Origin of the sequence: Phocaeicola fibrisolvens, from assembly GCF_025567125.1 — a bacterium.
GTDB classification, from domain to species: domain Bacteria; phylum Bacteroidota; class Bacteroidia; order Bacteroidales; family Bacteroidaceae; genus Phocaeicola; species Phocaeicola fibrisolvens.
Genome location: NZ_JAOQJI010000004.1, coordinates 150911 through 174869, shown reverse-complemented (window position 1 = coordinate 174869; position 23959 = coordinate 150911). Strand labels below are relative to the sequence as shown.

Below are 23959 nucleotides of genomic sequence, written 5' to 3'. Positions count from 1 at the left end.
CTTGTCAATGCGGTATCCTTATGCTTGCACTGGTGATATATCAGTCCGAGTCTCATTGAAAGATAGTATGCTTTCTTTATATCGGGATATTCTCTGAAGAGGATTTCGGCACGCGCACGCTGTGACTCGGTCCATAAGGACTCTTTCTTATAGAGAAGATAGATGCTTCTTGCCAGCAGCTGCTTCCTTGAATCCCCGTTCTCGAATAGGGGAGCATGATAGATTTTCCCGCATGCCCTGGCATGTGCCATCTGTATGGACTCCTCATCCAGGGCTTCCCAGCGAGCCTTCACTCTCATTTCCTGGACTGCCTCATAAGCCAGCTTCTGCACGTGGAAACGGTCCGTCACACGGCGTGCGGCAGGGAAGCAGATACGTGCCGTCTGCTCCATGTTCGGGGCCATGTCGAGGGTTATCTCCCTGACCTGGAAGCGTCTGCGTCTGGAAAGCTTCAGCAGGACGGAAGTGACAGTCCGGACATCGGTGCCCTTTATGATTGCAATGACACTTCCTGAACGTCCTTTTCTCTCCTTGTTTATCAGAATGGTATAGAGCTCACCTTGTGAAAGGCTGACCTCATCAATGCCCACATACGGACCGATGTTCTTCTCGAAAAGTATCCATTCTTCCGCATGGGATAGCTGATTCCAGTTCATGTAACCGCTCAGATGGTTGCGGTACTGACGCTCAAGAAGCTCACCGTCCACGCCGAAGAGAAACCCTAGGAGCTTACAGCTTACCGGAAGAGTATCAATATAGTTCTTTTAAAAAAGACGCAAATTCATGCGTCATACGGCAGCCTTCTGCGACCAGTTTCCAGTTGCGGCTTACATAGTGTCCATCCTCCTTCACAATCCATCTGCGACGGCGGATGTTCAGAAAAAGTTTCTTGCCACGGACCGGGAAATCCTGAATCACTACCGGATCATAAAATCCCTTGCTTTCCACTCTCATGTTTGAGTATTCACCGGGAACTTCGTTCTTCTCTTCCAGGTAAATCACTATTTCCGTACTGCTTTCCTTTACATCTGAGATGAGAAAGTAATCCAATGCTCCTTCAGGAAGAAGGAGGCGATAACCGTTTGTTTCCATAGCTGCTGATGATTCGTTGTTTGCAAAGATACGATTTTATACGGTTTACTCCTCAGATTTTTACGTTGAGCCAGAATTCGTATGGACGAAGCCGAACTCACTGTTTCATGCAGATAATAAGACGCAAATTTTGCGGTTAATTATCCGCAAAACCGTATATTTGTAGAAAACAGTGATGCCTATGTATATACATGAACATAAAGAATGGCCTTCCTTTTCGTGGAACAAGGAACTTGTCGGTGAGAAACTGAACAAGGTAAACAAGGCTGTCGGTTATCTGATGGGACGTCTTAGTGTAATCGGTTTTAATGACAAGATGTCTGCCGTAGTTGAATCCATCTCTCATGACATCATTGCATCATCAGAAATTGAAGGAGTGGAATTGAACAATGAACAGGTACGTTCATCTGTAGCCCGCAAACTCGGAGTACAACTACCGAATCCGACCGAATCTTCACGATATATAGACGGAGTAGTGGAAATGGCACTTGACGCAACCGTCAATTTCAACAGTCCGCTTACCCATGAAAGACTATTCGGCTGGCACAACTGCCTATTTCCTACCGGATGGAGCGGTCCAACGAAAATAGATGTAGCCCGATACCGCAGTGGAGAGATGAAAGTTATTTCTGGAATGTTCGGTCGGGAAAAGGTACATTATGTAGCGCCTGCTCCTGAAAGAATAAACGAAGAAATGAATCGGTTTCTGGACTGGTTCAATTCAGATGCACATAACGGTTATGTAAAATCAGCGATAGCCCATTTGTGGTTTGTCTGTATCCATCCTTTCGATGACGGAAACGGACGAATCGGACGAGCCATTGCTGATATGGCACTTTCACAAGCCGAAAACTCAAAGATGCGTTTCTTCAGTATCTCCCATCAGATAAACAAAGATAAAAAACAGTATTACGACATATTGGAGAAAACACAGAAGGGAGATTGCGAGATTACTGAATGGATCATCTGGTATCTTGACTGTCTGCTCCGTTCCGTCGAGCAATCCGACGAGACATTGTCAAAGGTTCTTAATAAGGCCATATTCTGGCAAACCCATGCCGAAACAGTCCTGTCCGAACGACAACGCGAAGTCTTGAATTTATATTTGGACGGTTATCCCGGCAAACTGACAGCTAAGAATTGGGCAAAACGTGTAAAGGTATCACCAGATACAGCAGCACGCGATATAAAAGATTTGGTAGAAAAGGGTATTCTGATACCCCAGCAGGGGCGGGTTCGTGACGTATTCTACGGAATCCGGTGCAGTGAGTCTATCCTTGTCATTCCCATGCCTGAAGATGTATAATTGTTCATCATGCAAGCATAAAGGCTGTGTGACATCGGTTCATCCAGACCGGCACACAGCCTTTATGCTTATCTTTTATTTATTACTCATATATGCTTCCCTATAATTCTCCAGTCTATGGAGATAGAACATATGACTTATACCGTAACAAATATAAAACCGAAAAAGAAGCGATAGATAATAATGGAGCACACAAAAGATAAGCAATTGAAAATAAATAGATTACAGCAAACATTTGAAACAATTTGAGCGAATGGGTGAAGGGAAAGCAACAGGATACACAAGGGAAAAGTACCCTGCAAAGCCTATATGACTCCCAACGGACTATTTATTTCGCCAGTAACCGGCGACTCAAATAGCGTACCGGATACCACACAGAAAGAAAACCTACTGCCAGAACGGTAAAGAAAATCAACACGACATCTTCCCAGTGTACGCTGACCGGATAGGCATCGACAATGAAACTGCCGGAAGCTCCCAGTGAAATCAGTCCGAAGGTCTGTTGCAACCAACAGAGTAATACCCCCAACACAATACCGGCCACGGCTCCGATGAACGAAATCAGTCGCCCCTCGAAGAGGAAGATACGCACAATCTGCCGGTCGTTGGCTCCCAAATTGCGCAGAGTAGTCACATCGTCACGCTTGTCGATGATGAGCATGGACAGGGAGCCGATGACATTGAAACAGGCTATCATCAGGATAAAGGTCAGAAAAAGGTAGGAGATGAATTTCTCGATTTTCATGATACGGAACGTGTCGGCCTGCTGCTCATAACGGTCGAGCACACGGAAACGCTCTCCCAACTGTGCTTCCAGCTTACGTTTGAAGGCATCCACATCGGTACCCGGTTTCAGCTTCAGGTTGACGGCACTGACTTCGGTGGTGTACTGAAACAGCTTGCGGGCAAACTGCAGGGAGGTAATGATATAAGACCCGTCATATTTCTCCTGGTTCACGGCAAACACCAGTCCAGAAGAAAACAGGTTCCCTCCAGTAAAAGACGTAGACGGATTGGCCATGTTCACCTTCGCTCCACGCTTGGGAGCATACACCTCGAGCGGATCGAGAAAGCGGATACCGGTACCCAGATTGGCCAGCAACTGCACGCCGGGAATGGCATAATCCACCACTTCATCGTGCAGCAACAGGTCTCCCTTCCCAAAAAGGATGGTGTCAATCGGGGTCAATTCGGTGAAATTGTCTTCCACGCCCTTAACCACGGCCATGGCCTGCCGCCCCTGATACTGCACCAAGGCATTGTCTTCCAACGATTCACATACCAGGGCCACTTCGGACATTTTCCGGACAGCCACGATAGACTTGTCCTGTCCGTCGAAGACTTTCCCAGCGGACGGAATAATTTTAAGTTCCGGATCGAAAGCCGTAAACAGGTTTGACACCAGGTCCTGAAAACCGTTGAACACGGACAAGGTACATACCAAGGCCAGGGTGGCAAGCGCCACTCCGCACACCGAAATACCGGAAATCACATTGATGGCATTGTGTGACTTCTTGGAAAACAAATATCGCCGGGCTATGTAAAAAGGGAAATTCACCGCTATACCTTATTAATATATACTATTACATAAAATAAAAACCCACAGAAGCACCAGGCACTGTCGTCCTCTTCTTCTGTGAGTGTTTACCAGAATTTCACATGTACTTATTTCTTCAACAATTCGTCAATCTTCTCCGCGTAATCCAGCGAATCGTCTACAAAGAACTTCAGTTCCGGAATGATACGCAGCTGATGACGTACGCGGTTGCCCAGCTCAAAGCGGATGGACTTCATGTTGGCATTGATGTTCTTCACGATTTCTTCACTTCTCTCCGAAGGGAAGACGCTCAAATATGCACGCGCATAACTCATATCGGGACTGATGCGGACAATGCTGACCGAAACCAGCACTCCCGGCATGGATTTGGTCTGCAAAAGGAAAATTTCGCTCAGTTCCTTCTGAATAAGGCGGGCAATCTTGTTTTGTCTGGTTGTTTCCATATTACCTCTTTTATTTTTTACGTATGATAGTCAGACCGTCGCGCAAAGGCAGGATAACTTTCTCCACCCGTGTATCGGCAGCCACCAGGTCGTTGAACTTCTTGATACCGATGGTCTGCGTGTCCGTGTGATGCGGTTCCTCGAGCACATGCCCGTCCCACAAGGTGTTGTCGGCTATGATATAGCCGCCGGAATGCATCTTCTGCAGAATCATCTCGTAGTATTCCACATAGAAACGCTTGTTCCCGTCGACAAAGGCCAAATCGAACACGATGTCCATACCGGGTACTATCTGCAGGGCATCTCCAATGTAAAACCGGATTTTATCGGCATACGGAGAATTTTCCAGCCATGGACGGGTGAAGTCTTCCTGCTCGTCGTTGATCTCGAAAGTGTGGAGCATGGCTCCCTCTTCCAGACCTTCTGCCAGACAAAGTGCAGAATATCCGCTGTAAGTACCTATCTCAAGCACCTGTTTCGGACGTATCATCTGCACGAACATCTTCAGCATTCTTCCCTGCAAGTGACCCGAAGCCATACGGGGACGCAGGAGTTTCACGTGCGTCGCCCGGTACAGCGCTTTCAGGTAGTCACTTTCTTCGTCGATATGCTGAAGAATGTATTCATCGAGCGCGTCTGTCTCTTTCATGATTACAAGTAACGGTTACGGTTGGGCAACACGTATTCTTCTTCGCTTTTCAGCACGTCGCCCACCTGATTGATTTCCAAGAAGGAAGTATGAGTTCCTTGTTTACCACCGCTCAAGTAAGCCACCATTTCATTTTCGGCCAGCACACCGTCGTTAATCAGCTTGCGCAGTGCAGTGAAGTAGTACTCCTGTCCGTTGGCCTTTTCCGGCATATAAATTGCTTCCACACCGTATGAAAGCGCCAGGTGACGCATGGTCTTTTCCTTGTAGCAGATAGCCAGCACCGGATATTTGCCACGGAAGGCAGCCAGGTTGCGGGCAGTCAGACCGCTGAAGCTGTCGGTGATGATGGCACGAATCGGCATCAGGTTCGTAGCACGTACCGCCTGCTTAGCCAGGAAGCTGGTCACATCGGTATTGGCCGGAGTCAAAGGAATTGGAATATCGTTTTCTTCCATCTTATCTTTTTCTGCCTGAGCCGCAATCTTCGCCATGGTCTTCACCGCTTCTACCGGATACTTACCGTAAGCCGTTTCACCACTCAGCATCAGGGCATCGGTACGGTAGTAGATGGCATTGGCGATATCGGTTACCTCGGCACGAGTCGGACGCGGGTTGTTGATCATGGTGTGCAACATCTGCGTAGCCACGATAACCGGCTTCTTTGCCAGGATACATTTCTTGATCAAGATACGCTGGATACCTGGAATGCGTTCCTGCGGCACTTCGATACCCAGGTCACCACGGGCTACCATCACACCGTCGGCCACTTCCACGATTTCGTCGATGTTGTCCACACCTTCCTGATTCTCAATCTTGGCGATAATCTTGATGTCGCTGTGGTGTGCATCCAGAATCTCACGGATGTCCAATACATCCTGACGGTTGCGCACGAAAGAGTGAGCAATGAAATCAATGTCCTTTTCGATGGCATAAAGGATATTGTTGCGGTCTTTTTCTGTCAGAGAAGGCAGGTTGATGCGCACGCCCGGCACATTCACACTCTTGCGGCTTCCCAAAGTCGCGTCGTTGCAGACTTCACAGAAAAGCGTATCTTCGTTCTTGTCGATGACCTTCAGTTCCAGTTCGCCGTCGTCCATCAGCACATCAGCACCTACAGACAGGTCGTGCACAAATCCCGGATAAGTTACCGAAATACATTCATGAGTAGTTTCCTGATCCGGATTGCCTACAATACGCACTTTTTCACCTGTTTTGAAATCAATCGGGCCTTCTGCACTGGCCGTAGTACGTACTTCCGGGCCTTTTGTATCCATCAGGATACCGATGCGGTTGGAAACGGTACGCACATTGTTAATCAACTTTTCAAAACCTTCACGGCTGGCATGTGCAGTATTCATACGTACCACGTTCATACCTGCATTAAAAAGGTCTCTGATAAAATCTACTTCGCAGCGCAAATCCGAAATGGACGCAACGATTTTTGTTTGTTTAAGCATCATATATACTATAATTTGTTGTTGTCTACTAAAAAAGATTCCACGGCCAGACGATAGGAATTCAGACCGAATCCACAAATTACGCCTACACAGGCACACGAAATCATGGATTTATGGCGAAACTCTTCCCGCTTGTGCACATTGGATATATGAATCTCCACGACAGGAGACGTCACTGCACGTATGGCATCCTGCAAGGCAATGGAAGTGTGCGTGTAAGCACCCGCATTCAGCACGATGCCGTCGTATGAAAATCCGACTTCATGAATTTTATTAATCAGCTCCCCTTCCACATTCGATTGATAATACGCAAATTCAACCGATGGATACCATTCTTTCAATTTCTCCAGATAGCTCTCAAAAGATTCGGCACCATAAATAGAAGGCTCTCGTTTGCCTAACAGATTAATGTTCGGGCCATTAATTATTTGTATTCTCATCTGTATACTTCTGCTGAACTTTTAATACTTTTGTAGAAGAATTTGGCACAAAGATACGAAAAAGAAATGAAAAAGGCCGATAAAAAAAATATAATAATAAAGTATAAGCAATACCTGAAGCTCGAAAAATCTCTTTCCCGCAATACAGTAGAAGCCTATCTTACGGATTTGGACAAGCTGTTCGCTTATCTGGAACTGGAAGAAATCGACCTCACAGATGTCACGCTGGAGAATCTGGAGACCTTCTCAGCCGGGCTTCACGACATCGGCATTCATTCCCGGTCCCAGGCCCGTATTCTGTCGGGGATACGTTCTTTTTTCCGTTTTCTGGTACTCGAGGGATACCTTGCACAAGACCCTTCCGAACTATTGGAATCACCCCAGATTGGCCGGCATCTGCCCGACGTACTGAGTGTGGAAGAGATTGACAGCCTGATCGGGGTCATCGACCGCACTTCACGCGAAGGCCAGCGGAACCGGGCCATTCTGGAAACGCTCTACAGCTGCGGGCTGCGTGTTTCAGAGCTGTGCAACCTCAGACTATCAGACTTGTACCTGAAAGAAAAATTCATCCGGGTAGAAGGAAAAGGCAGCAAGCAACGGCTGGTTCCGATTTCCTCACGCGCCATCCACGAACTGCAACTGTACTTTGCCGATCGAAGCCAAGGACTGATCAAACCCGGGTACGAGGATTTCGTGTTCATCAGCCGCTTTGGGAAAAACATTTCACGCATCATGGTTTTCCATATCATCAAGGAGCTGGCTGAGCAAATCGGGCTGAAAAAAAGCATCAGTCCACACACCTTCCGCCACTCATTTGCCACTCACTTACTCGAAGGAGGTGCCAACCTGCGTGCCATACAATGTATGCTCGGACATGAAAGCATCGGCACGACAGAAATCTACACACACCTCGACCGCAGCCGCTTGCGTCAGGAAATTCTGGAACACCATCCGCACAACCTGCACAAAAACGGATAAAAGCACTCTCTTTTAAGCTTTTTTTACAGAGAGACAAACAAAAAAACAGATAATAATTAACAAATAATGGAGTTTTTCTTATCTTTGCCCCAAATAATCAAACAAGATTATTCATTTATACAAACTAAATATTAAACATCATGATTAAGAAGTTGTATTTGCCGTTAGTGGCATTGTTAGTCCTTGCTTTCTCTTCATGTAGCAAGATGGGCGAATTGTCTCCTGACTACTTCACAACCAACCCTGAAGTATTGGAAGCAGTAGGTGGTAAAGTGCCTGTAACTATTACAGGAAAATTCCCGGAAAAATACTTCAAGAAAAACGCCACAGTTGAAGTTACTCCGGTTTTGAGATGGGAAGGCGGAGAAGCCAAAGGTCAGCCTGCAACATTCCAGGGTGAAAAAGTACAAGGTAACGACCAGACTATCTCTTACAAAGCTGGTGGTACTTACACAATGAAAGCCTCTTTCGACTATGTTCCTGAAATGGCTAAATCTGAACTTTATCTGGATTTCAAGATTAAGAAAGGTAAAAAAGAATACACTATTCCTTCTGTAAAGATTGCTGATGGTGTAATCGCTACTTCAGAACTGCCGACTGTAAACTCAGCTAACGCTGCATACGCTCCAGATGCTTTCCAGCGTGTAATCAAGCAAGCTAAAGAAGCTCAGATCATGTTCTTGATTCAGCAAGCTAACCTCCGTGCAAGCGAACTGAAGTCAGACAGCCTGAAAGCTTTCCACAAACAAGTGGTTGCTGTTGCCGGTGATACAAAGAACTATAAACTGAACAACATCGAAATTTCTGCTTACGCTTCACCTGATGGTGGTGTGAAACTGAACACTACACTGGCTGAAAACCGTCAGAACAATACTGAAAAGTATATGAACCAGCAGTTGAAGAAAGGTAAGATTGAAACAGAAGTAGATACGAAATATACTGCTCAGGACTGGGATGGTTTCCAGGAACTGGTTTCTAAATCAAACATCCAGGATAAAGACCTGATCTTGCGTGTGCTTTCTATGTACAGCGATCCTGAACAGCGTGAAACTGAAATCAAGAACATTTCTTCAGTTTACAAAACTTTGGCTGACGAAATCCTGCCGCAGTTGCGTCGTGCTCGCTTGACTGCTAACTACGATGTAATCGGACGTAGCGATGAAGAAATCAACGCTGCATTTGATACTGATGCAAAAGTATTGAGCAACGATGAATTGCTGTATGCTGCTACACTGACTAACGACAACGCTCGTAAAGAAGCAATCTATAAGAAAGCTGTTGAATTGTATCCGACCGATTTCCGTGCTTACAACAACTTGGGTATGATGGCTTATGCAAACGGTGACTTGGCTGCTGCTGAAAACTACTTCAAACAGGCTGCCAGCAAGAACGCCAACTCTGCTGAAGCTAACACGAACCTCGGTTTGATTGAATTGACTAAGGGTAATGTAGCTAACGCTGAAACTTACTTGAGCAAATCAACTGGTGCTAACACAGCTAACGAAGCTCTGGGTAACTTGTACATCAAACAAGGTCAGTACGACCGCGCCGTACAGGCATTCGGTGACACAAAGACCAACTCTGCTGCTTTGGCTCAGATCTTGGCTAAGGACTACAACAAAGCTAAATCTACTTTGTCTGCAGTGAAGAATCCGGACGCTTACACAAGCTACTTGATGGCTATCGTAGGTGCTAGAACAAACAACGCTGACTTGGTTAAGAGCAGCATGGACAAAGTAAAACAGTTGGATGCTACTCTGGCTGCTAAAGCTCAGAACGACCGCGAATTTGCAAAATATGCAAACGAAATAAAGTAATCCAATAAGTTACTTCCTGAAAACCGGAATCACATTGCGTGGTTCCGGTTTTTTTATGCCCTTCAGGGAAAGAATCCGAAAAAGATGAAAGATTATAAGATGAAAATATGTATTTTCGCGGAAACGAAACATTGTATATGAAAAAACTATACCCAATCCTCCTGTGCATATACCTTTTATTCTGTCTCGATTCATGTAAGCAAAGCTATGAGTTCGAACTTAAAGGAGAAATGGAGGGACTGACTTCCGATATGATTCTGGTGGTATACGACGACCCCGAAGCCAAACTCGACACCATTTATCCGAGAAATGGAAAGTTCACCTACAGTTTTACCCTTGACACCCTGAACCTTTTCCGGCTGGTAAACGATTCGGGAGAAGCTTTTCCGATTTTTGCCGACAAAGGATGGAAGGTAACCGTAAAAGGCAGCTTCCAGCATCCGGAAATCAAAGGCGACGGGCCCAATGATGAATACCAGGAATTCAGAAACAGCATTCTTTCGCTGAATGATCCGGTCCAGATACGCAAGCAAGCAGAAACTTTCATCCAAAACCATCCGCAATCGTATGCTTCAGCATACATTCTGAATGAAGTATTCGCACAGACAGCGCATCCGGACATCGCCCTTATCAATAAATTACTGGAGCCACTCACCGGAAAAATAAAAGACAGCCGGGTGGTGACAAGCATCCTGAAATTACTTCCGGAAAAAGAAAAGACAATAAACAATTCATCAGATTACCTAAGCTACATCTCTGTCAAGAAAAGAAACGGAGAATACCTTTCATGGAGCAACAATGCACGTCCTTATACCCTTGTCAATTTCTGGGCAAGCTGGGACAGGGAAAGTATCAGTACCCGAGACTCTCTATACAGCCTCATCCAGAAATCGCCCAAAGAGAAATTCAGAATTGTCAATTTCTCATTAGACTACGACAAGAAGGAATGGCAAAGACTGTGCAAGGAAGATACGGAGCAATGGATAGAACTATGCGACGGGAAAGGATGGAATGCACAGATTCTGAAACAACAGAACATACAGGCACTTCCTTCCAATATTCTGATTGACCAGAACCGGAAAATAGTAGACCGTAACTTGAATGAAATGACCCTCGCAAGCCGGATAAAAGCATTGACGGCAAACGACTCAAAACAAAAATAACCTCACCTTAACATAACCTTAAATGCTAGTAAAACTTTTTGGCGCCGCTGTACAAGGCATCGACGCCACCATTGTGACCATCGAGGTCAACTGCTCACGTGGCATAAAATTCTATTTAGTGGGACTGCCTGATTCGGCCGTAAAAGAAAGCCACGAACGTATTGTCTCGGCCTTACAGGTAAACGGATACAAGTTTCCGACACGTCAGATTGTGGTAAATATGGCTCCAGCCGACATCCGGAAAGAAGGCGCCTCCTACGATCTTCCACTGGCTATCGGAATCCTGGCTGCCAGCGAAACAGTATCAGCAGCCCGACTGGCCGACTACCTCATCATCGGAGAGCTAAGTCTGGACGGAAGCTTGCAACCGATTAAAGGAGCACTTCCCATCGCCATTGCAGCCCGCCAGCAAGGATTCAAGGGATTGATTCTCCCCAAACAGAATGCGTATGAAGCAGCTGTAGTAAACCGCCTGGCTGTGTATGGAGCTGAACGAATCACGGAGGTTATTGATTTCCTGAACGGTACTGGTACCCTTCAGCCGACACTTGTCAACACACGTGAAGAATTCTATAAACACCAGTGCACGTTTCCATTTGATTTTTCAGAAGTCAGAGGACAGGAGAACGTGAAACGCGCACTGGAAGTGGCTGCCGCAGGCGGACACAACGTACTGCTCATCGGTGCGCCGGGAAGTGGAAAGTCCATGATGGCCAAGCGCCTCCCCAGTATCCTTCCGCCCCTTTCCTTAGGCGAAAGCTTGGAAACGACCAAGATACATTCCGTAGCCGGGAAGTTAGGTAAAAATACCTCACTCATCGCCATCCGTCCGTTCCGCAGCCCGCATCACACCATCTCACAAGTAGCCATGGTAGGCGGAGGAGCCAGTCCACAACCTGGAGAAATCAGTCTGGCACACAACGGCGTACTGTTTTTGGATGAACTCCCTGAATTCAGCCGGAACGTGCTGGAAGTACTCCGACAACCACTTGAAGACCATCGAATCACCATTTCACGGGCCAAATATACCTTGGAGTATCCAGCCAACTTCCAGTTGATTGCATCTATGAACCCGTGTCCGTGCGGCTACTACAACCATCCCACCCGCCATTGTGTCTGTCATCCGGGACAGGTACAGCGTTACCTGAACAAGATTTCCGGCCCTCTGCTCGACCGTATCGACATTCAAGTGGAGATTGTTCCCGTACCTTTTGAGGAGATATCCAAAAGTACCCCGGGAGAAAGCAGTGCAAGCATCCGTGAACGTGTCATCCAAGCACGACAGATACAGGCTCAGCGCTTTGCCGGACAAGCCGGAATCTACAGTAATGCCCAAATGACGCCAAGCCTGCTGCATCGTTACGCACAACCCGACGCCGCCGGTCTGGAACTCCTGCGACATGCCATGCACCGTCTGAACCTTTCAGCCCGTGCATACGACCGTATCCTGAAGGTTTCCCGTACCATTGCCGATCTGGAAAACAGTACAGACATCCGCCCGGAACACCTGGCCGAGGCCATCAGTTACCGGAACCTGGACCGGGAAAACTGGGCCGGATAAGGGCCACTCTCTCCAGACCTCCACTACCTTCAGCTATCCAAAAAGGAATGCCATGAAGCCTTCCTTCCTATTTGTTGCCAGTTACTGTTACACAAGTAAATAGACGGTTCTTTCCAATACACTATCCCTTCTGGGAAACATAAAATCCTTTAGAAATCACGGTTTTCCGTGTTTTCCATCTTTTCGGGACAAGCTATATTTGACAAAGAACAACTTCTTATCACATTACATAAAAGGCACTTCTTCGCGTAAGCAGGAAAAAAGCAAACAAATAGAAAGATTATGGACCTGACTGATATTCAACGATACAGGATAGCCTTGGAACGTTTGCGGAGAATTCTGGATATCAAACTCGGCAAACCCTTGCTCATCCGTACCTTCATGGGGCACCTGCGCGTGCTACATGCGTCCGATATCGGTTATTTCCGGTACATCTCTGCCAAAAAGAGCTGGGAAATAGCATTGACCGACGGCTCTTTTCTTCGGCTAAAGGGTAACCTCCGAGCTGAAAACCTGTGTGCATACGATGAAAAATTCATCCAGATTCATCAGTCGTACATCATCAACCTGCACTACCTGTACATGATACAAAAAAACCACTGCATCATGTGTACTCCTTTCCACCACGTAACTGAACTGCAAGTCTCACAAAAACACAAAAAAGAGATATTGGAACGTTTCGGCCAGTTCTAAACCTTAAAAACCGGGAGTTTTTGTTTTCCCCCATCCTTTTCTTGATTCCGACAAGGTTTTTTTCCTAAAGAGATTTGTATTCTCCACAAAAAACAATTACCTTGTGAAATCACCAAACTAATGACCATGAAAAAACACATCCTCACACTTATTTTCCTACTGACAACCGCTGCGCTTATCTCCATACAAGCTGAACCTTCTGTTATCGATAGCCTGAAACAGGAAATACAGCGTGCGGAAAGACAGAAGGCTTCCAGAGACAAACTTCTTGAACTGTATCAGAACCTTTGTGTGGAATATGAAACCATCGATGCAGACTCTTCCTTCCGTTACATACAAAAAGGACTTTCACTCTATGAACAGCCTAATTTTCAAGAAGAAGTCTACCTACATCTTCTCAACGCACTAGCCAACCACTTTTTAATGGAAGGTGAAGTAGAACGGGCCAAAGAAGGCTTTAAAACCGTAGCTGCCCATGCCCCCCAACTGAAAGAAAGGAACTACGACCTGGAAGGAGTGCTGGAATCATCCATTGGAGTATGCTACCGGAAGCTAGGTATGTACGATTCGGCAGTCTATCACTATAACCGGGCCATCGATATCTGCAAAAAGACCGGAAAACCAGAAGATGTCTCTTCCATTTACTACAACATCGGAGTGCTTTACCACCTGAACAAGCGCTATGAAGAAGCGCTGACCCAAGGGAAGTTATCGGCAGAATATGCCCAGAAAGCGCATGACCTCCTCATGGAATTATATGCCAATTGCCTGATAGGAGGAGTCTACAGCAAGCTTGGGAAATATACCGAGGCTTGCCAGATACTCAGGCAAAACATCGAAAAAGCCTTGGATGCCGATACTCCCTTACTGGCAATGAGTTCCCTCTGTCCGTTGCTTGGAACTTATCAGTTATGGAACAAGAAAGACTCTGCCCAGATTTTTCTGAAAAAAGGAGAAGAACTCATCCATCAGATTCCTCCCAATAGTCCCACTGCCCTGGAATTCTATGCCACACAGGCCAGCCTTTACCACTGGATAGGGAAATACCAGCGAAGCCTGGATATCCTGACAGGAAATCCCCTGATTCAGACGCAGGTCCCTTATGACAAGTTCTATAAACTCATGGCACATAATTACGAAGGACTTGGAAATTATCAGAAAGCCTACCAATACATAGAAAAGGTATGCACCTACCAAGATTCCGTTTTCAACGGGAAAATAAAAGACGAATTGTCTGAACTGAACGAGAAGTTAAGAACCAGCGACAAGGAACTGAAGATAGCCCGACTGGAGAAAGACCAGGCACAACAAAAACAAATACGTCTGCGCCATGCCGTTTTCTATGTCACCGTTATCGTCGCACTGCTGATTGTAGTATCTGTCCTGCTCTATAAACGAAGACTACAAAAGAAAGAAACCGAGCTGATTGCTGCCCGGCAATATATTGAAGGCCTGGAGAACGAACGTAAACGCCTGGCCAAAGACCTGCACGACGGAGTGTGCAACGATCTACTCGGCGCCATTCTGCAAGTCCAGCAGCAAGTTTCACCCAATGAACTGAAAGCCACTACTGTACACACGTTGGAAGAAATCCGAAATGGAATACGCGCCATCTCCCATGAACTGATGCCTCCCAACTTCCAGTTCACAGACCTGAATGAGATGCTGACCGATTATTTTTCCAAAATGCAAGAAGTATCCGGAGTAACCATACACTACGTTCCTCGCCCGCAAACGGAATGGTCACATATTCCAGAACGAATTGGGTATGAAATCTACCGCATCATGCAGGAAACCATAAGCAACATTCTCAAGCATGCCCATGCCAGCCATATCCAAATTCACTTGGATGAGGTTTCAGGAACACTCGTCATCGAACTGCAATATGACGGAAACTGGGAAGTATCTGCGGAAGGAAATAAAGGTATCGGACTACGAACCATCGAAGACCGTCTGAAAACCATTGGAGGCCACTATATTATTCGGAAAAACAGTACCGGAATAGATATCCACATTCAGGTGCTGCTCCATTGAAAAATCACGGTTTTCAGTGACAATCTTTTCAATGAATATCTTTTTCTTTGCAATTAAAAATGCGACAGAATGACAAACCCAAAAGCAAAGATATTATTAGTAGATGACCATACACTTATTCTGCAAGGCATCAAACACGTGGTATCGCAAATGCCCGAAATAGATATTGTATATACGGCCTCATCCGGAAGTGAAGCCATGCGCCTGGCCAACCTGCAACCCTTCGACCTGTATCTGCTCGACATCGAACTGCCGGACACCAACGGTTTCGACCTGATACAAAAGATTCTGCAGAAATATCCTGATGCACGTATTTTAATCAATACCATGCACGAAGAAATATGGACACTCAAAAGGCTGATGAAGGCCCCTATCAGAGGAGCAATTTTGAAATCGGCAGATATCAATGAACTGGTCACGGCCATACAAACCATCCTGGAAGGAGAAACCTATGTGTGCAAACGATTCAAGGAAATCCTAAATCGCATACATGCGGAAGAGCCTATCAAAGAGCAACTTACCTTAAGAGAGCGGGATGTACTACAAGCCATTGCCCGAGGACTGAATACAAGAGAAATAGCCGAATTGTTTCATGTTTCGAACAACACCATAGAGTCTCATCGAAAAAGTCTGATGGCCAAACTGGAAGCAAAAAACGCCGTCGATCTTGTACTGAAAGCGATACACCTGGGAATCATTTCACTGGACAATCACTGAAAAAAAATAATTTTACAGATAAAAAACAAGCAGCTTACGATAGCTCATACAGGCATTTTTCGTATATTTGAAAATGCAAAAAATCTTTGTATCACCTTAACACCCATAAACTATGAGTCTTGAAAAAACATTAGTCATTTTGAAACCCAGCGCAGTGCAACGGGGACTTATCGGAGAAATAACCCACAGATTTGAACGCAAAGGTCTGCGTCTGGCAGGAATGAAAATGATGCAACTCACGGAAGACCTGTTGAACGAACATTATGCCCACCTGGCCGGAAAGCCTTTCTTTGCCCGCGTCAAGGCATCCATGATGGCTTGCCCTGTCATTGTATGCTGCTATGAAGGAGTGGATGCAATTCAAGTTGTACGCTCCATGACCGGGGCTACCAACGGACGCGTAGCTGTTCCAGGCACTATCCGCGGAGACTATTGCGTGAGCTCGCAAGAGAATATCATTCACACTTCCGACTCTCCCAAAACAGCCATTGAAGAAATTGCACGCTTCTTCAAGCCGGAAGAACTCTTTGAATACGACAGAGCCAACGTCGACTTTATCTACTATCAGGAAGAATACAAACTTACCTGAGAAAGCATAAAAAAGAGACTGTTTCGCGCAAATGCACATCACGAAACAGTCTCTTTTCTTTTACTTGCTCAATGCACGGGAACGCTCTCCCAAATATCCCCCATGATGACGCTTGCTGTATTCTTCGATGGTAAAGCCTGTACGTCGCATGGTCTCCACTACCAGAATATCCCCAATAACCGTCATAACCGTAGTAGACGTGGTAGGTGTCATTCCCAACAGACAAACCTCATCCGGATGTCCCGTTGCCAGACAAATATCTGCCGCTTTTGCCAGCGGACTTTCCGGATTGCCGGTAATCACAATCTTCTTCAATGTCGGGTCCAGACGTGCGGCCAGCTCCGTCAACTCTACAATCTCACGGGTTTTCCCGGAATTGGAGATTAAAAGCAACAAGTCATTCTTTTGCAGAATGCCCAAATCGCCATGTTGTGCCTCGCTGGGATGCAGGAATACGGCAGGAATTCCTGTAGAGCAAAATGTCGTAGCTATATTCATCGCAATCTGCCCAGCCTTTCCCATACCGCTGGTCACCAGTTTTCCACCTTTCTTATGTACCTGTTCCACAATCAACTCTACAGCCTTTTCGTATCCATCCGTTACCGGAATATTCAACACAGCCTGAGCCTCACGCTGCAATAGTTCTTTAATCGATGCATTCATAAGATTATATTATTAATTTTTATTCCAACAAACGGGTCAATTCCTCAAGAGTATTAGCCACTTCGTAAAAGTTGCTTAAAGGATGATGGGCAAAATGCAGTTCTTCCAACTTTCCCAAGAAATGCAGCAACTCATCCCAAAAACCATCCACATTATAAAAAATGACTTTCTTGTCATGATAACCGATACTGCACGAAGCCATTACATGAAATACCTCGTCCAAAGTACCGATTCCTCCCGGTAGTGCAACCATCACTTCAGATTCCTGCACCATAATATCTTTTCTGTCACTCAGGTTTACAGAATGAAAAGTTACATCCAACAAATCACTCACTCTTCCATGCTCTTCCAGTTTTGTGGGTACAACTCCCATGATCATGGCACCGTTTTCCTTGGCACTTTGAGCCAAGCTCTCCATCAATCCGGTATTGGAACCGCCATAAACCAACCATTTGTGGTGCTGCCCCAGCCAGGCTCCCAGCTCTTTCGCTTTCTCCTTAAACACAGGAGCAATATCGTCTGAAGCAGAACAAAAGACTGCAATTTTATTCATATATTAGTTTTAAAATATCGTTCTTGTGCAAATATCTACATTTTTTGAGGAAAGACAATGAGTATTTATTGTAAATTTGCAGGGTTAAAAAGATTTATGTGCTCAACGATATGTCGTATTCAACTTTTACACTTCCCAACGGACTGAAGATCATTCATGCCCCAAGCCCTACCAACGTGGCCTACTGCGGTTTTGCCGTAGATGCAGGTACACGCGATGAACTGCCACATGAGCAGGGCATGGCACATTTCGTGGAACATCTGATCTTCAAAGGTACCGAGAAGCGTAAAGCATGGCACATCTTGAACCGGATGGAAAATGTAGGAGGAGACTTAAACGCATATACCAATAAAGAGGAGACCGTTATCTACAGTGCTTTTCTCAAGGAACATTTCAGCCGGGCCGCGGAATTGCTGACCGACATCGTTTTTCACAGCACATTTCCAGAAAGTGAAATAGAAAAAGAGGTGGAAGTCATCATCGACGAGATTCAGAGCTATGAAGACAGTCCGGCAGAACTGATTTTCGATGATTTTGAAGAGCTGATTTTTCCACATCATCCGCTGGGAAAAAACATCCTGGGAAACCCCGATTTGCTCCGGAAATTTACGAGTGAAGACGCACTTCGCTTTGTGCATCGCCATTATCGACTGGATAAAATGGTATTCTTTGCCTTGGGTGATCTTTCATTTGCAAAAATCATCCATACACTCGAAAAACTGACAGCCGATATTGCTTTGTCGACAACCGATGACACACCGCGCATAGCCCCTGAAGCCTACCACCCCCAAAATCTGACTTTGCACAAAGACACTCATCAGGCTCATGTGATGATAGGGGGAAGAGGTTATCATGCGTACGACGAACGACGGACAGGGCTCTACCTTCTCAACAATATCCTGGGAGGACCAGGTATGAACAGTCGGCTGAACGTGTCTTTACGTGAACGAAAAGGACTTGTTTATACCGTAGAGTCCAATCTGACCTCGTACACCGATACCGGAACCTTCTGCATCTATTTTGGGTGCGATCCGCAAGATACGGACAAATGCATATCGCTCGTACACAAAGAACTGAAAAAGCTACGAGATAAGGCATTGACCGGTTTACAACTTGCCGCAGCTAAAAAACAAATTATCGGACAGATAGGAGTAGCCGGTGATAACTTTGAGAACAACGCACTTAATATGGGAAAATGTTTTCTACATTATCAAAAATACGAAGATAAAGAAGAGGTATTTAAACGAATTGACGAACTAACATCCTCCAAGTTGCTTGACATAGCCAACGAAGTATTCGCCGAGGACTATCTTTCCATGCTGATTTATCGATAAATTTAACCCGGATAGTTCTTTTTTTCTACCGCTTAGTCGCATTGTCTGCATGGATACTCTCATTATACGTTTTTTGTCTTTCCATAAATTTCCAAAACTTCCTATTTTCGAGAAAAATATAAAAGTATATGAAAAAGAATGAAGCTGTTAAAATTCGGCTGGATGAATGGGTACAAAATAAAGGATACCTCAATTCCAGACTTACCATTATTCAAGTAAGCAAGATCATTGGTATAAACCGAACTTACCTTTCCAACCACATCAACAAGACGTATGGCCTTAATTTCAACTTATGGCTTAACCACCTGCGTATAGAAGAAGCAAAAAAAATCATCTTGCAGTCGCCAGCCCGCAGCTTAGCCGGAATTGCCGAACAAGTAGGCTTCACCGACCTAGCTCATTTCAGCAAACAGTTCAAACTGCATGAGGGGATTTCTCCATCGGAATGGAAGAAGAATGCACTAGAAGGATAAGCAATTATGACTTCAGAACGGCAGGATAAACGTAAAAATCACTATCTTTGTGCACGCAAGAAAGGATTATTACATAAACTATATACGCATGAAAATAGAAGATAAACTGACCGAATCCATCCTGACAGGTATAAAGACCTTATACAATCAGGAGGTTCCTGCCAAAATGGTACAGCTGCAGAAGACCAAGAAAGAATTCGAAGGCCACCTCACACTGGTTGTCTTCCCTTTCCTGAAGATGTCCAAGAAAGGACCGGAACAAACTGCACAAGAAATCGGGGAATATTTGAAGCAGCATGAACCCGCCATCGCCAGCTACAACGTAATCAAGGGATTCCTGAACTTGACCATCGCTTCAAACGTATGGATCGACTTGCTGAACCGCATTCAGGCAGACAGCCAATGGGGTATCCAGAAAGCTGCCGACAATGCGCCGCTGGTAATGATTGAATATTCTTCTCCGAACACTAATAAGCCGCTCCACTTGGGTCATGTGCGCAACAACCTGCTGGGTAACGCGTTGGCGAACATCATGGCAGCCAACGGCAACAAGGTAGTGAAAACCAACATTGTCAACGACCGTGGTATCCACATCTGCAAGTCCATGCTGGCATGGCTGAAATATGGCAACGGCGAGACTCCGGAATCATCGGGCAAGAAAGGTGACCACCTGATTGGCGATTACTACGTAGCCTTCGACAAGCACTACAAGGCAGAAGTAAAGGAACTGATGGCGAAGTACGAAGCGGAAGGCATGAACGAGGAAGAAGCCAAAGCCAAGGCAGAAGCCAACTCTCCATTGATGCTGGAAGCCCGCGAAATGCTCCGTAAATGGGAAGCCAACGATCCGGAAGTACGTGCGCTCTGGAAGAAGATGAACGACTGGGTATATGCCGGCTTCGATGAGACATACAAGATGATGGGCGTCAGCTTCGACAAGATATATTACGAATCACAGACTTACCTGGAAGGAAAGGCCAAGGTCTTGGAAGGACTGGAAAAAGGACTCTTCTATCGCAAGGAAGACGGTTCTGTATGGGCAGATCTTACTCCGGAAGGACTGGACCAGAAGCTGCTGCTCCGGGCAGACGGTACTTCGGTCTACATGACACAGGACATCGGTACAGCCAAGCTACGCTTCCAGGATTATCCCATCAACAAGATGATTTACGTGGTGGGTAACGAACAGAACTACCATTTCCAGGTGTTGTCCATCCTGCTCGACAAACTGGGCTTCGAATGGGGTAAAGATCTGGTACACTTCTCCTACGGTATGGTGGAACTGCCGGAAGGTAAGATGAAGAGTCGCGAAGGTACCGTAGTGGATGCGGACGACCTGATGGAAGCCATGATTGAAACGGCCAAGGAAACCAGCAGCGAACTGGGCAAGCTGGACGGACTGACAAAGGAAGAGGCCGACGACATCGCCCGTATCGTGGGACTGGGTGCCTTGAAATATTTCATCCTGAAAGTGGATGCCCGCAAGAACATGACGTTCAACCCGAAGGAATCCATCGACTTCAACGGAAATACGGGACCGTTCATCCAGTACACTTACGCACGTATCCAGTCTATCCTCCGCAAAGCCGCAGAAGCTGGTATCCAAATTCCGGCTGTGATTCCGGAAGGCATCGAACTGAGCACCAAGGAAGAGGCGCTGATCCAGATGCTGGCCGACTTCCCCAATGTGGTAAGACAGGCAGGTACGGACTACAACCCGTCTATCCTAGCCAACTATGCCTACGACCTGGTAAAAGAATACAACCAGTTCTATCACGATTTCAGCATTCTGCGTGAAGAGAACGAGGCTGTGAAGATTTTCCGTCTGGCATTGAGTCAGAACGTAGGAAAGATTGTCAAGCTGGCCATGGGCTTGCTGGGCATCGAAGTGCCTGAACGCATGTAATTCATTTGAAAATAGCGGGTGGCAAGGGAGCCACCCGACTTTTTTAACCTCCTTATCTTTTTATGGCGAAACAAAAATTCTATGTAGTGTGGAAAGGTGTGAATCCGGGGGTGTATGCTTCCTGGACTGAATGCCGGCTGCAAATCCAAGGATACAAAGGAGCCATCTATAAATCATTCGACACAGAAGAAGAGGCCGCACAGGCTTTTGCCACTCCGGCACACGTGTACTTGCAACGCCACCGGACTTCGGCTCCCAAGGAACCTTCCGCCAAACAGCTTCCAGAAAATTTCGACCTGAACTGCTTGGCAGTAGATGCGGCCTGCAGTGGAAACCCCGGTCCTATGGAATACCGCGGGGTATACCTGCTCACCGGACAGGAGATTTTCCATTTTGGACCGGTCTATGGCACCAACAACATCGGAGAGTTTCTGGCCATCGTACACGGACTGGCACTTCTCAAACAGAAGCAGCTGGACATGCCGCTCTACTCCGACAGCCGCAACGCCCTCCTGTGGGTGAAACAGAAGAAATGCAAGACCAAACTGGAACGCAATGCCCGAACCGAGACCTTGTTCCAGCTCATTGAACGGGCGGAGAAATGGCTGAAGGAAAACACTTACACCACTCCCCTGCGCAAATGGGAAACAGAATCATGGGGGGAAGTCCCCGCCGATTTCGGACGTAAATAATCAGACCTAAACAGATGAAAAAGAGACTTGCTTACTTGGGATGTATTTTTGCCGCTATTTTAGGCTATTTCCTGCTTCAGAAACCAGTGTTCATGCTCTACAACGGAGCTTGTGAGAAAGGGGTATCTTTCGTAGACTACCTGAAAGTGCTGTATCATGGCTTTACCCTCGACGCGGCCACTACGGGTTATCTCACCGCCCTTCCCTGGCTGGTCATCCTGGTGAGTATCTGGTTCCGCCGTTTCCCGCTGCGAAAGCTCCTCGTAGGCTACTATGCGCTGATTGCGCTGGCTACTACCCTCGTCTTCATCGGCGACATGGCCCTGTATCCGTTTTGGGGATTCAAGCTCGATGCTTCCATCTTCCTCTACCTGGACTCTCCGAAGAATGCCATGGCCAGTGTGTCGGTCGGTTTCATCCTGATACGGGTGATATGTATCCTGATATTGTCGGCCCTGCTCACGTGGGGACTGTATAAAATAACTCCTGCCCAACTCCTCCAAGTCCGCAAACGTCTCACAGGCAGTCTGGTCACGATTCTGCTGGGGGGTATCCTCTTCATCATCATCCGAGGCGGTGTCACCGAATCAACCAGTAACGTAGGACAGGCGTATTTCTGCGACAACGAGTTCCTGAACCACTCGGCGGTCAATCCGGATTTCAGCCTGCTGTCGTCCATCAGCAAGACGACCGATTTCGCCCAGCAGTTCAATTTCTTTGACGAGGAAAAACGGGCCAGACTGTTCGACGGGTTGTATGCCGACACCGGAGAAAACACGGTATCTTTGTTGAATACTCCGCGCCCCAACGTACTGATTATCCTGATGGAGAGCTTCGGAGGGGTGTTTGTGGAATCGCTGGGAGGTCTCCCGGATGTCAGCCCCAACCTGGAACGGCTGAGCAAGGAGGGAGTCTTTTTCACGAACTGTTACGCCAACAGTTTCCGCACCGACCGGGGCACAGTCTGCACCTTCAGCGGCTACCAGAGTTTCCCTACCGTGTCGGTCATGAAGGCACCGGCCAAGAGCCGTACGCTGCCTTCCATTGCCGGGAAGCTGCGGGAGCAAGGTTATGCCACCGACTTTCTGTACGGGGGTGACATCAACTTTACCAACATGAAGAGCTACCTGTTAAGCAGTGGTTACCAGCATCTCACGGCCGATGTGGATTTCAGTCTGGAGGAGCGACAGAATCCATGGGGAGTGAACGATGACATCACTTTTGAATATCTCTACCAACAGATAAAGGCACGCACAGGCAACCAGCCTTGGCACACGGCCTTTCTGACTCTCAGCAGCCACGAACCTTTCGAGGTGCCTTACCATCGCCTGAACGAGAAGATTCCCAATGCCTTCGCCTTTACGGACGACTGCCTGGGGAAATTCATCGACAAGCTCAAGGCGCTTCCACAATGGAAGAACCTGCTCATTGTCTGCCTGCCGGACCATGGCTTCTATTATCCGGAAGAGGGGCTGGTGCACGACCCGCGCATCCATCACATCCCGATGCTCTGGCTGGGCGGTGCCGTAAAGCAACCCAGGGTCATCGACAAGCTGATGAACCAAAGCGACATGGCCGCTACCCTGCTGGCACAACTGGGACTCAGCCACAAAGAATTCAACTTCAGCCGCAACGTGCTGGGCAAGGATTACAAATACCCCTTTGCCTACTACACCTACAACAACGGCTTTGCCTTCTGCGACAGTACCGGCGTCACCCTGATTGACAACAACTCCGGCAAGGCATTAATAGAATCCCCAGCTCCGAATGCACGACGCACAGAACTGGGGAAAGCGATTCTACAATCTTCTTACGATGATTTGGGAGCGCGATAA

The 23959-nt window shown here is 46.7% G+C and carries 23 protein-coding genes; 14 read left to right on the top strand and 9 right to left on the bottom strand.

Annotated elements, in window-relative coordinates; genetic code table 11:
- A partial coding sequence (locus OCV81_RS03095; RefSeq protein ID WP_148328268.1) for an ISAon1 family transposase occupies positions 1-707 on the bottom strand: 707 nt, incomplete at its 3' end.
- Between the two features lie 43 nt (positions 708-750).
- Positions 751-1092 (bottom strand): ISAon1 family transposase N-terminal region protein, encoded by a 342-nt coding sequence (locus OCV81_RS03090; RefSeq protein ID WP_148328266.1) that lies wholly within the window; start codon positions 1090-1092, stop codon positions 751-753.
- Between the two features lie 181 nt (positions 1093-1273).
- Here OCV81_RS03090 and OCV81_RS03085 point away from each other — a divergent pair, with 181 nt between their 5' ends.
- Complete coding sequence (locus OCV81_RS03085) at positions 1274-2398, top strand: Fic family protein (RefSeq protein WP_148328264.1); 1125 nt, start codon at positions 1274-1276, stop codon at positions 2396-2398.
- A gap of 328 nt (positions 2399-2726) precedes the next feature.
- Here the strand turns inward: OCV81_RS03085 and OCV81_RS03080 are convergent, their stop codons facing one another.
- The 5 genes from OCV81_RS03080 to aroQ all read right to left on the bottom strand — a co-directional run bounded on the left by OCV81_RS03080 (position 2727) and on the right by aroQ (position 6948).
- Positions 2727-3956 (bottom strand): FtsX-like permease family protein, encoded by a 1230-nt coding sequence (locus tag OCV81_RS03080; RefSeq protein WP_148328262.1) that lies wholly within the window; start codon positions 3954-3956, stop codon positions 2727-2729.
- Positions 3957-4063: 107 nt separating this feature from the next.
- A complete protein-coding gene (gene rbfA / locus OCV81_RS03075; RefSeq protein WP_148328260.1) occupies positions 4064-4399 on the bottom strand; it encodes a 30S ribosome-binding factor RbfA in 336 nt (111 codons plus the stop codon).
- 10 nt (positions 4400-4409) lie between these two features.
- The gene (locus OCV81_RS03070) at positions 4410-5048 is read right to left on the bottom strand and encodes an O-methyltransferase (protein WP_148328258.1); all 639 of its coding nucleotides are present in this window, start codon (positions 5046-5048) and stop codon (positions 4410-4412) included.
- A gap of 2 nt (positions 5049-5050) precedes the next feature.
- Positions 5051-6511, bottom strand: a complete 1461-nt coding sequence (gene pyk, locus OCV81_RS03065) for a pyruvate kinase (RefSeq protein WP_148328256.1) — start codon at positions 6509-6511, stop codon at positions 5051-5053.
- A gap of 5 nt (positions 6512-6516) precedes the next feature.
- Positions 6517-6948, bottom strand: a complete 432-nt coding sequence (gene aroQ, locus OCV81_RS03060; protein WP_148328254.1) for a type II 3-dehydroquinate dehydratase — start codon at positions 6946-6948, stop codon at positions 6517-6519.
- A 66-nt stretch (positions 6949-7014) separates the two neighbouring features.
- Here aroQ and xerD point away from each other — a divergent pair, with 66 nt between their 5' ends.
- The 8 genes from xerD (at position 7015) to ndk (ending at position 16503) form a co-directional block, all read left to right on the top strand.
- Positions 7015-7929: a site-specific tyrosine recombinase XerD gene (xerD, locus tag OCV81_RS03055; RefSeq protein WP_148328252.1), complete on the top strand. Its 915-nt coding sequence runs from the start codon at positions 7015-7017 to the stop codon at positions 7927-7929.
- Positions 7930-8069: 140 nt separating this feature from the next.
- A complete protein-coding gene (locus tag OCV81_RS03050) occupies positions 8070-9746 on the top strand; it encodes a tetratricopeptide repeat protein (RefSeq protein WP_148328250.1) in 1677 nt (558 codons plus the stop codon).
- A gap of 137 nt (positions 9747-9883) precedes the next feature.
- A complete protein-coding gene (locus OCV81_RS03045; RefSeq protein WP_262640015.1) occupies positions 9884-10909 on the top strand; it encodes a thioredoxin-like domain-containing protein in 1026 nt (341 codons plus the stop codon).
- A gap of 22 nt (positions 10910-10931) precedes the next feature.
- On the top strand, positions 10932-12470 hold the full coding sequence (locus OCV81_RS03040; protein ID WP_022354302.1) for a YifB family Mg chelatase-like AAA ATPase: 1539 nt from the start codon (positions 10932-10934) through the stop codon (positions 12468-12470).
- A 282-nt stretch (positions 12471-12752) separates the two neighbouring features.
- A complete protein-coding gene (locus OCV81_RS03035; RefSeq protein ID WP_022354303.1) occupies positions 12753-13163 on the top strand; it encodes a LytTR family DNA-binding domain-containing protein in 411 nt (136 codons plus the stop codon).
- A gap of 126 nt (positions 13164-13289) precedes the next feature.
- Positions 13290-15197: a tetratricopeptide repeat-containing sensor histidine kinase gene (locus tag OCV81_RS03030; protein ID WP_204432795.1), complete on the top strand. Its 1908-nt coding sequence runs from the start codon at positions 13290-13292 to the stop codon at positions 15195-15197.
- Between the two features lie 69 nt (positions 15198-15266).
- The gene (locus tag OCV81_RS03025) at positions 15267-15914 is read left to right on the top strand and encodes a response regulator (RefSeq protein WP_022354305.1); all 648 of its coding nucleotides are present in this window, start codon (positions 15267-15269) and stop codon (positions 15912-15914) included.
- A 112-nt stretch (positions 15915-16026) separates the two neighbouring features.
- The gene (gene ndk, locus OCV81_RS03020) at positions 16027-16503 is read left to right on the top strand and encodes a nucleoside-diphosphate kinase (RefSeq protein WP_022354306.1); all 477 of its coding nucleotides are present in this window, start codon (positions 16027-16029) and stop codon (positions 16501-16503) included.
- A gap of 60 nt (positions 16504-16563) precedes the next feature.
- On the opposite strand, the gene OCV81_RS03015 is transcribed toward ndk, so the two are convergent.
- Together OCV81_RS03015 and OCV81_RS03010 are read right to left on the bottom strand one after the other, a co-directional pair.
- Positions 16564-17166, bottom strand: a complete 603-nt coding sequence (locus OCV81_RS03015; RefSeq protein WP_022354307.1) for an SIS domain-containing protein — start codon at positions 17164-17166, stop codon at positions 16564-16566.
- Positions 17167-17185: 19 nt separating this feature from the next.
- Entirely contained in the window at positions 17186-17719 is a 534-nt protein-coding gene (locus OCV81_RS03010; protein WP_022354308.1) for an LOG family protein, read from the bottom strand.
- 110 nt (positions 17720-17829) lie between these two features.
- Here OCV81_RS03010 and OCV81_RS03005 point away from each other — a divergent pair, with 110 nt between their 5' ends.
- The 5 genes from OCV81_RS03005 to OCV81_RS02985 all read left to right on the top strand — a co-directional run bounded on the left by OCV81_RS03005 (position 17830) and on the right by OCV81_RS02985 (position 23959).
- Positions 17830-19053 (top strand): M16 family metallopeptidase, encoded by a 1224-nt coding sequence (locus OCV81_RS03005; RefSeq protein WP_148328244.1) that lies wholly within the window; start codon positions 17830-17832, stop codon positions 19051-19053.
- A 128-nt stretch (positions 19054-19181) separates the two neighbouring features.
- Complete coding sequence (locus tag OCV81_RS03000; protein WP_148328242.1) at positions 19182-19526, top strand: helix-turn-helix domain-containing protein; 345 nt, start codon at positions 19182-19184, stop codon at positions 19524-19526.
- Positions 19527-19614: 88 nt separating this feature from the next.
- Positions 19615-21432 carry an arginine--tRNA ligase gene (argS, locus tag OCV81_RS02995; protein ID WP_148328240.1) on the top strand — a complete coding sequence of 606 codons (1818 nt, stop codon included), beginning with the start codon at positions 19615-19617 and terminating at the stop codon, positions 21430-21432.
- Positions 21433-21494: 62 nt separating this feature from the next.
- The gene (locus OCV81_RS02990) at positions 21495-22124 is read left to right on the top strand and encodes a ribonuclease H1 domain-containing protein (RefSeq protein ID WP_148328238.1); all 630 of its coding nucleotides are present in this window, start codon (positions 21495-21497) and stop codon (positions 22122-22124) included.
- Between the two features lie 14 nt (positions 22125-22138).
- Positions 22139-23959, top strand: a complete 1821-nt coding sequence (locus tag OCV81_RS02985) for an LTA synthase family protein (protein WP_148328236.1) — start codon at positions 22139-22141, stop codon at positions 23957-23959.

Bases quoted from the DNA above. Each gene is read 5' to 3' on its own strand.
- OCV81_RS03090 (WP_148328266.1), bottom strand. From the start codon at position 1,092: ATGGAAACAAACGGTTATCGCCTCCTTCTTCCTGAAGGAGCATTGGAT.
- OCV81_RS03085 (WP_148328264.1), top strand. From the start codon at position 1,274: ATGTATATACATGAACATAAAGAATGGCCTTCCTTTTCGTGGAACAAG.
- rbfA (WP_148328260.1), bottom strand. From the start codon at position 4,399: ATGGAAACAACCAGACAAAACAAGATTGCCCGCCTTATTCAGAAGGAA.
- OCV81_RS03070 (WP_148328258.1), bottom strand. From the start codon at position 5,048: ATGAAAGAGACAGACGCGCTCGATGAATACATTCTTCAGCATATCGAC.
- pyk (WP_148328256.1), bottom strand. From the start codon at position 6,511: ATGATGCTTAAACAAACAAAAATCGTTGCGTCCATTTCGGATTTGCGC.
- aroQ (WP_148328254.1), bottom strand. From the start codon at position 6,948: ATGAGAATACAAATAATTAATGGCCCGAACATTAATCTGTTAGGCAAA.
- xerD (WP_148328252.1), top strand. From the start codon at position 7,015: ATGAAAAAGGCCGATAAAAAAAATATAATAATAAAGTATAAGCAATAC.
- OCV81_RS03050 (WP_148328250.1), top strand. From the start codon at position 8,070: ATGATTAAGAAGTTGTATTTGCCGTTAGTGGCATTGTTAGTCCTTGCT.
- OCV81_RS03045 (WP_262640015.1), top strand. From the start codon at position 9,884: ATGAAAAAACTATACCCAATCCTCCTGTGCATATACCTTTTATTCTGT.
- OCV81_RS03040 (WP_022354302.1), top strand. From the start codon at position 10,932: ATGCTAGTAAAACTTTTTGGCGCCGCTGTACAAGGCATCGACGCCACC.
- OCV81_RS03035 (WP_022354303.1), top strand. From the start codon at position 12,753: ATGGACCTGACTGATATTCAACGATACAGGATAGCCTTGGAACGTTTG.
- OCV81_RS03030 (WP_204432795.1), top strand. From the start codon at position 13,290: ATGAAAAAACACATCCTCACACTTATTTTCCTACTGACAACCGCTGCG.
- OCV81_RS03025 (WP_022354305.1), top strand. From the start codon at position 15,267: ATGACAAACCCAAAAGCAAAGATATTATTAGTAGATGACCATACACTT.
- ndk (WP_022354306.1), top strand. From the start codon at position 16,027: ATGAGTCTTGAAAAAACATTAGTCATTTTGAAACCCAGCGCAGTGCAA.
- OCV81_RS03015 (WP_022354307.1), bottom strand. From the start codon at position 17,166: ATGAATGCATCGATTAAAGAACTATTGCAGCGTGAGGCTCAGGCTGTG.
- OCV81_RS03010 (WP_022354308.1), bottom strand. From the start codon at position 17,719: ATGAATAAAATTGCAGTCTTTTGTTCTGCTTCAGACGATATTGCTCCT.
- OCV81_RS03005 (WP_148328244.1), top strand. From the start codon at position 17,830: ATGTCGTATTCAACTTTTACACTTCCCAACGGACTGAAGATCATTCAT.
- OCV81_RS03000 (WP_148328242.1), top strand. From the start codon at position 19,182: ATGAAAAAGAATGAAGCTGTTAAAATTCGGCTGGATGAATGGGTACAA.
- argS (WP_148328240.1), top strand. From the start codon at position 19,615: ATGAAAATAGAAGATAAACTGACCGAATCCATCCTGACAGGTATAAAG.
- OCV81_RS02990 (WP_148328238.1), top strand. From the start codon at position 21,495: ATGGCGAAACAAAAATTCTATGTAGTGTGGAAAGGTGTGAATCCGGGG.
- OCV81_RS02985 (WP_148328236.1), top strand. From the start codon at position 22,139: ATGAAAAAGAGACTTGCTTACTTGGGATGTATTTTTGCCGCTATTTTA.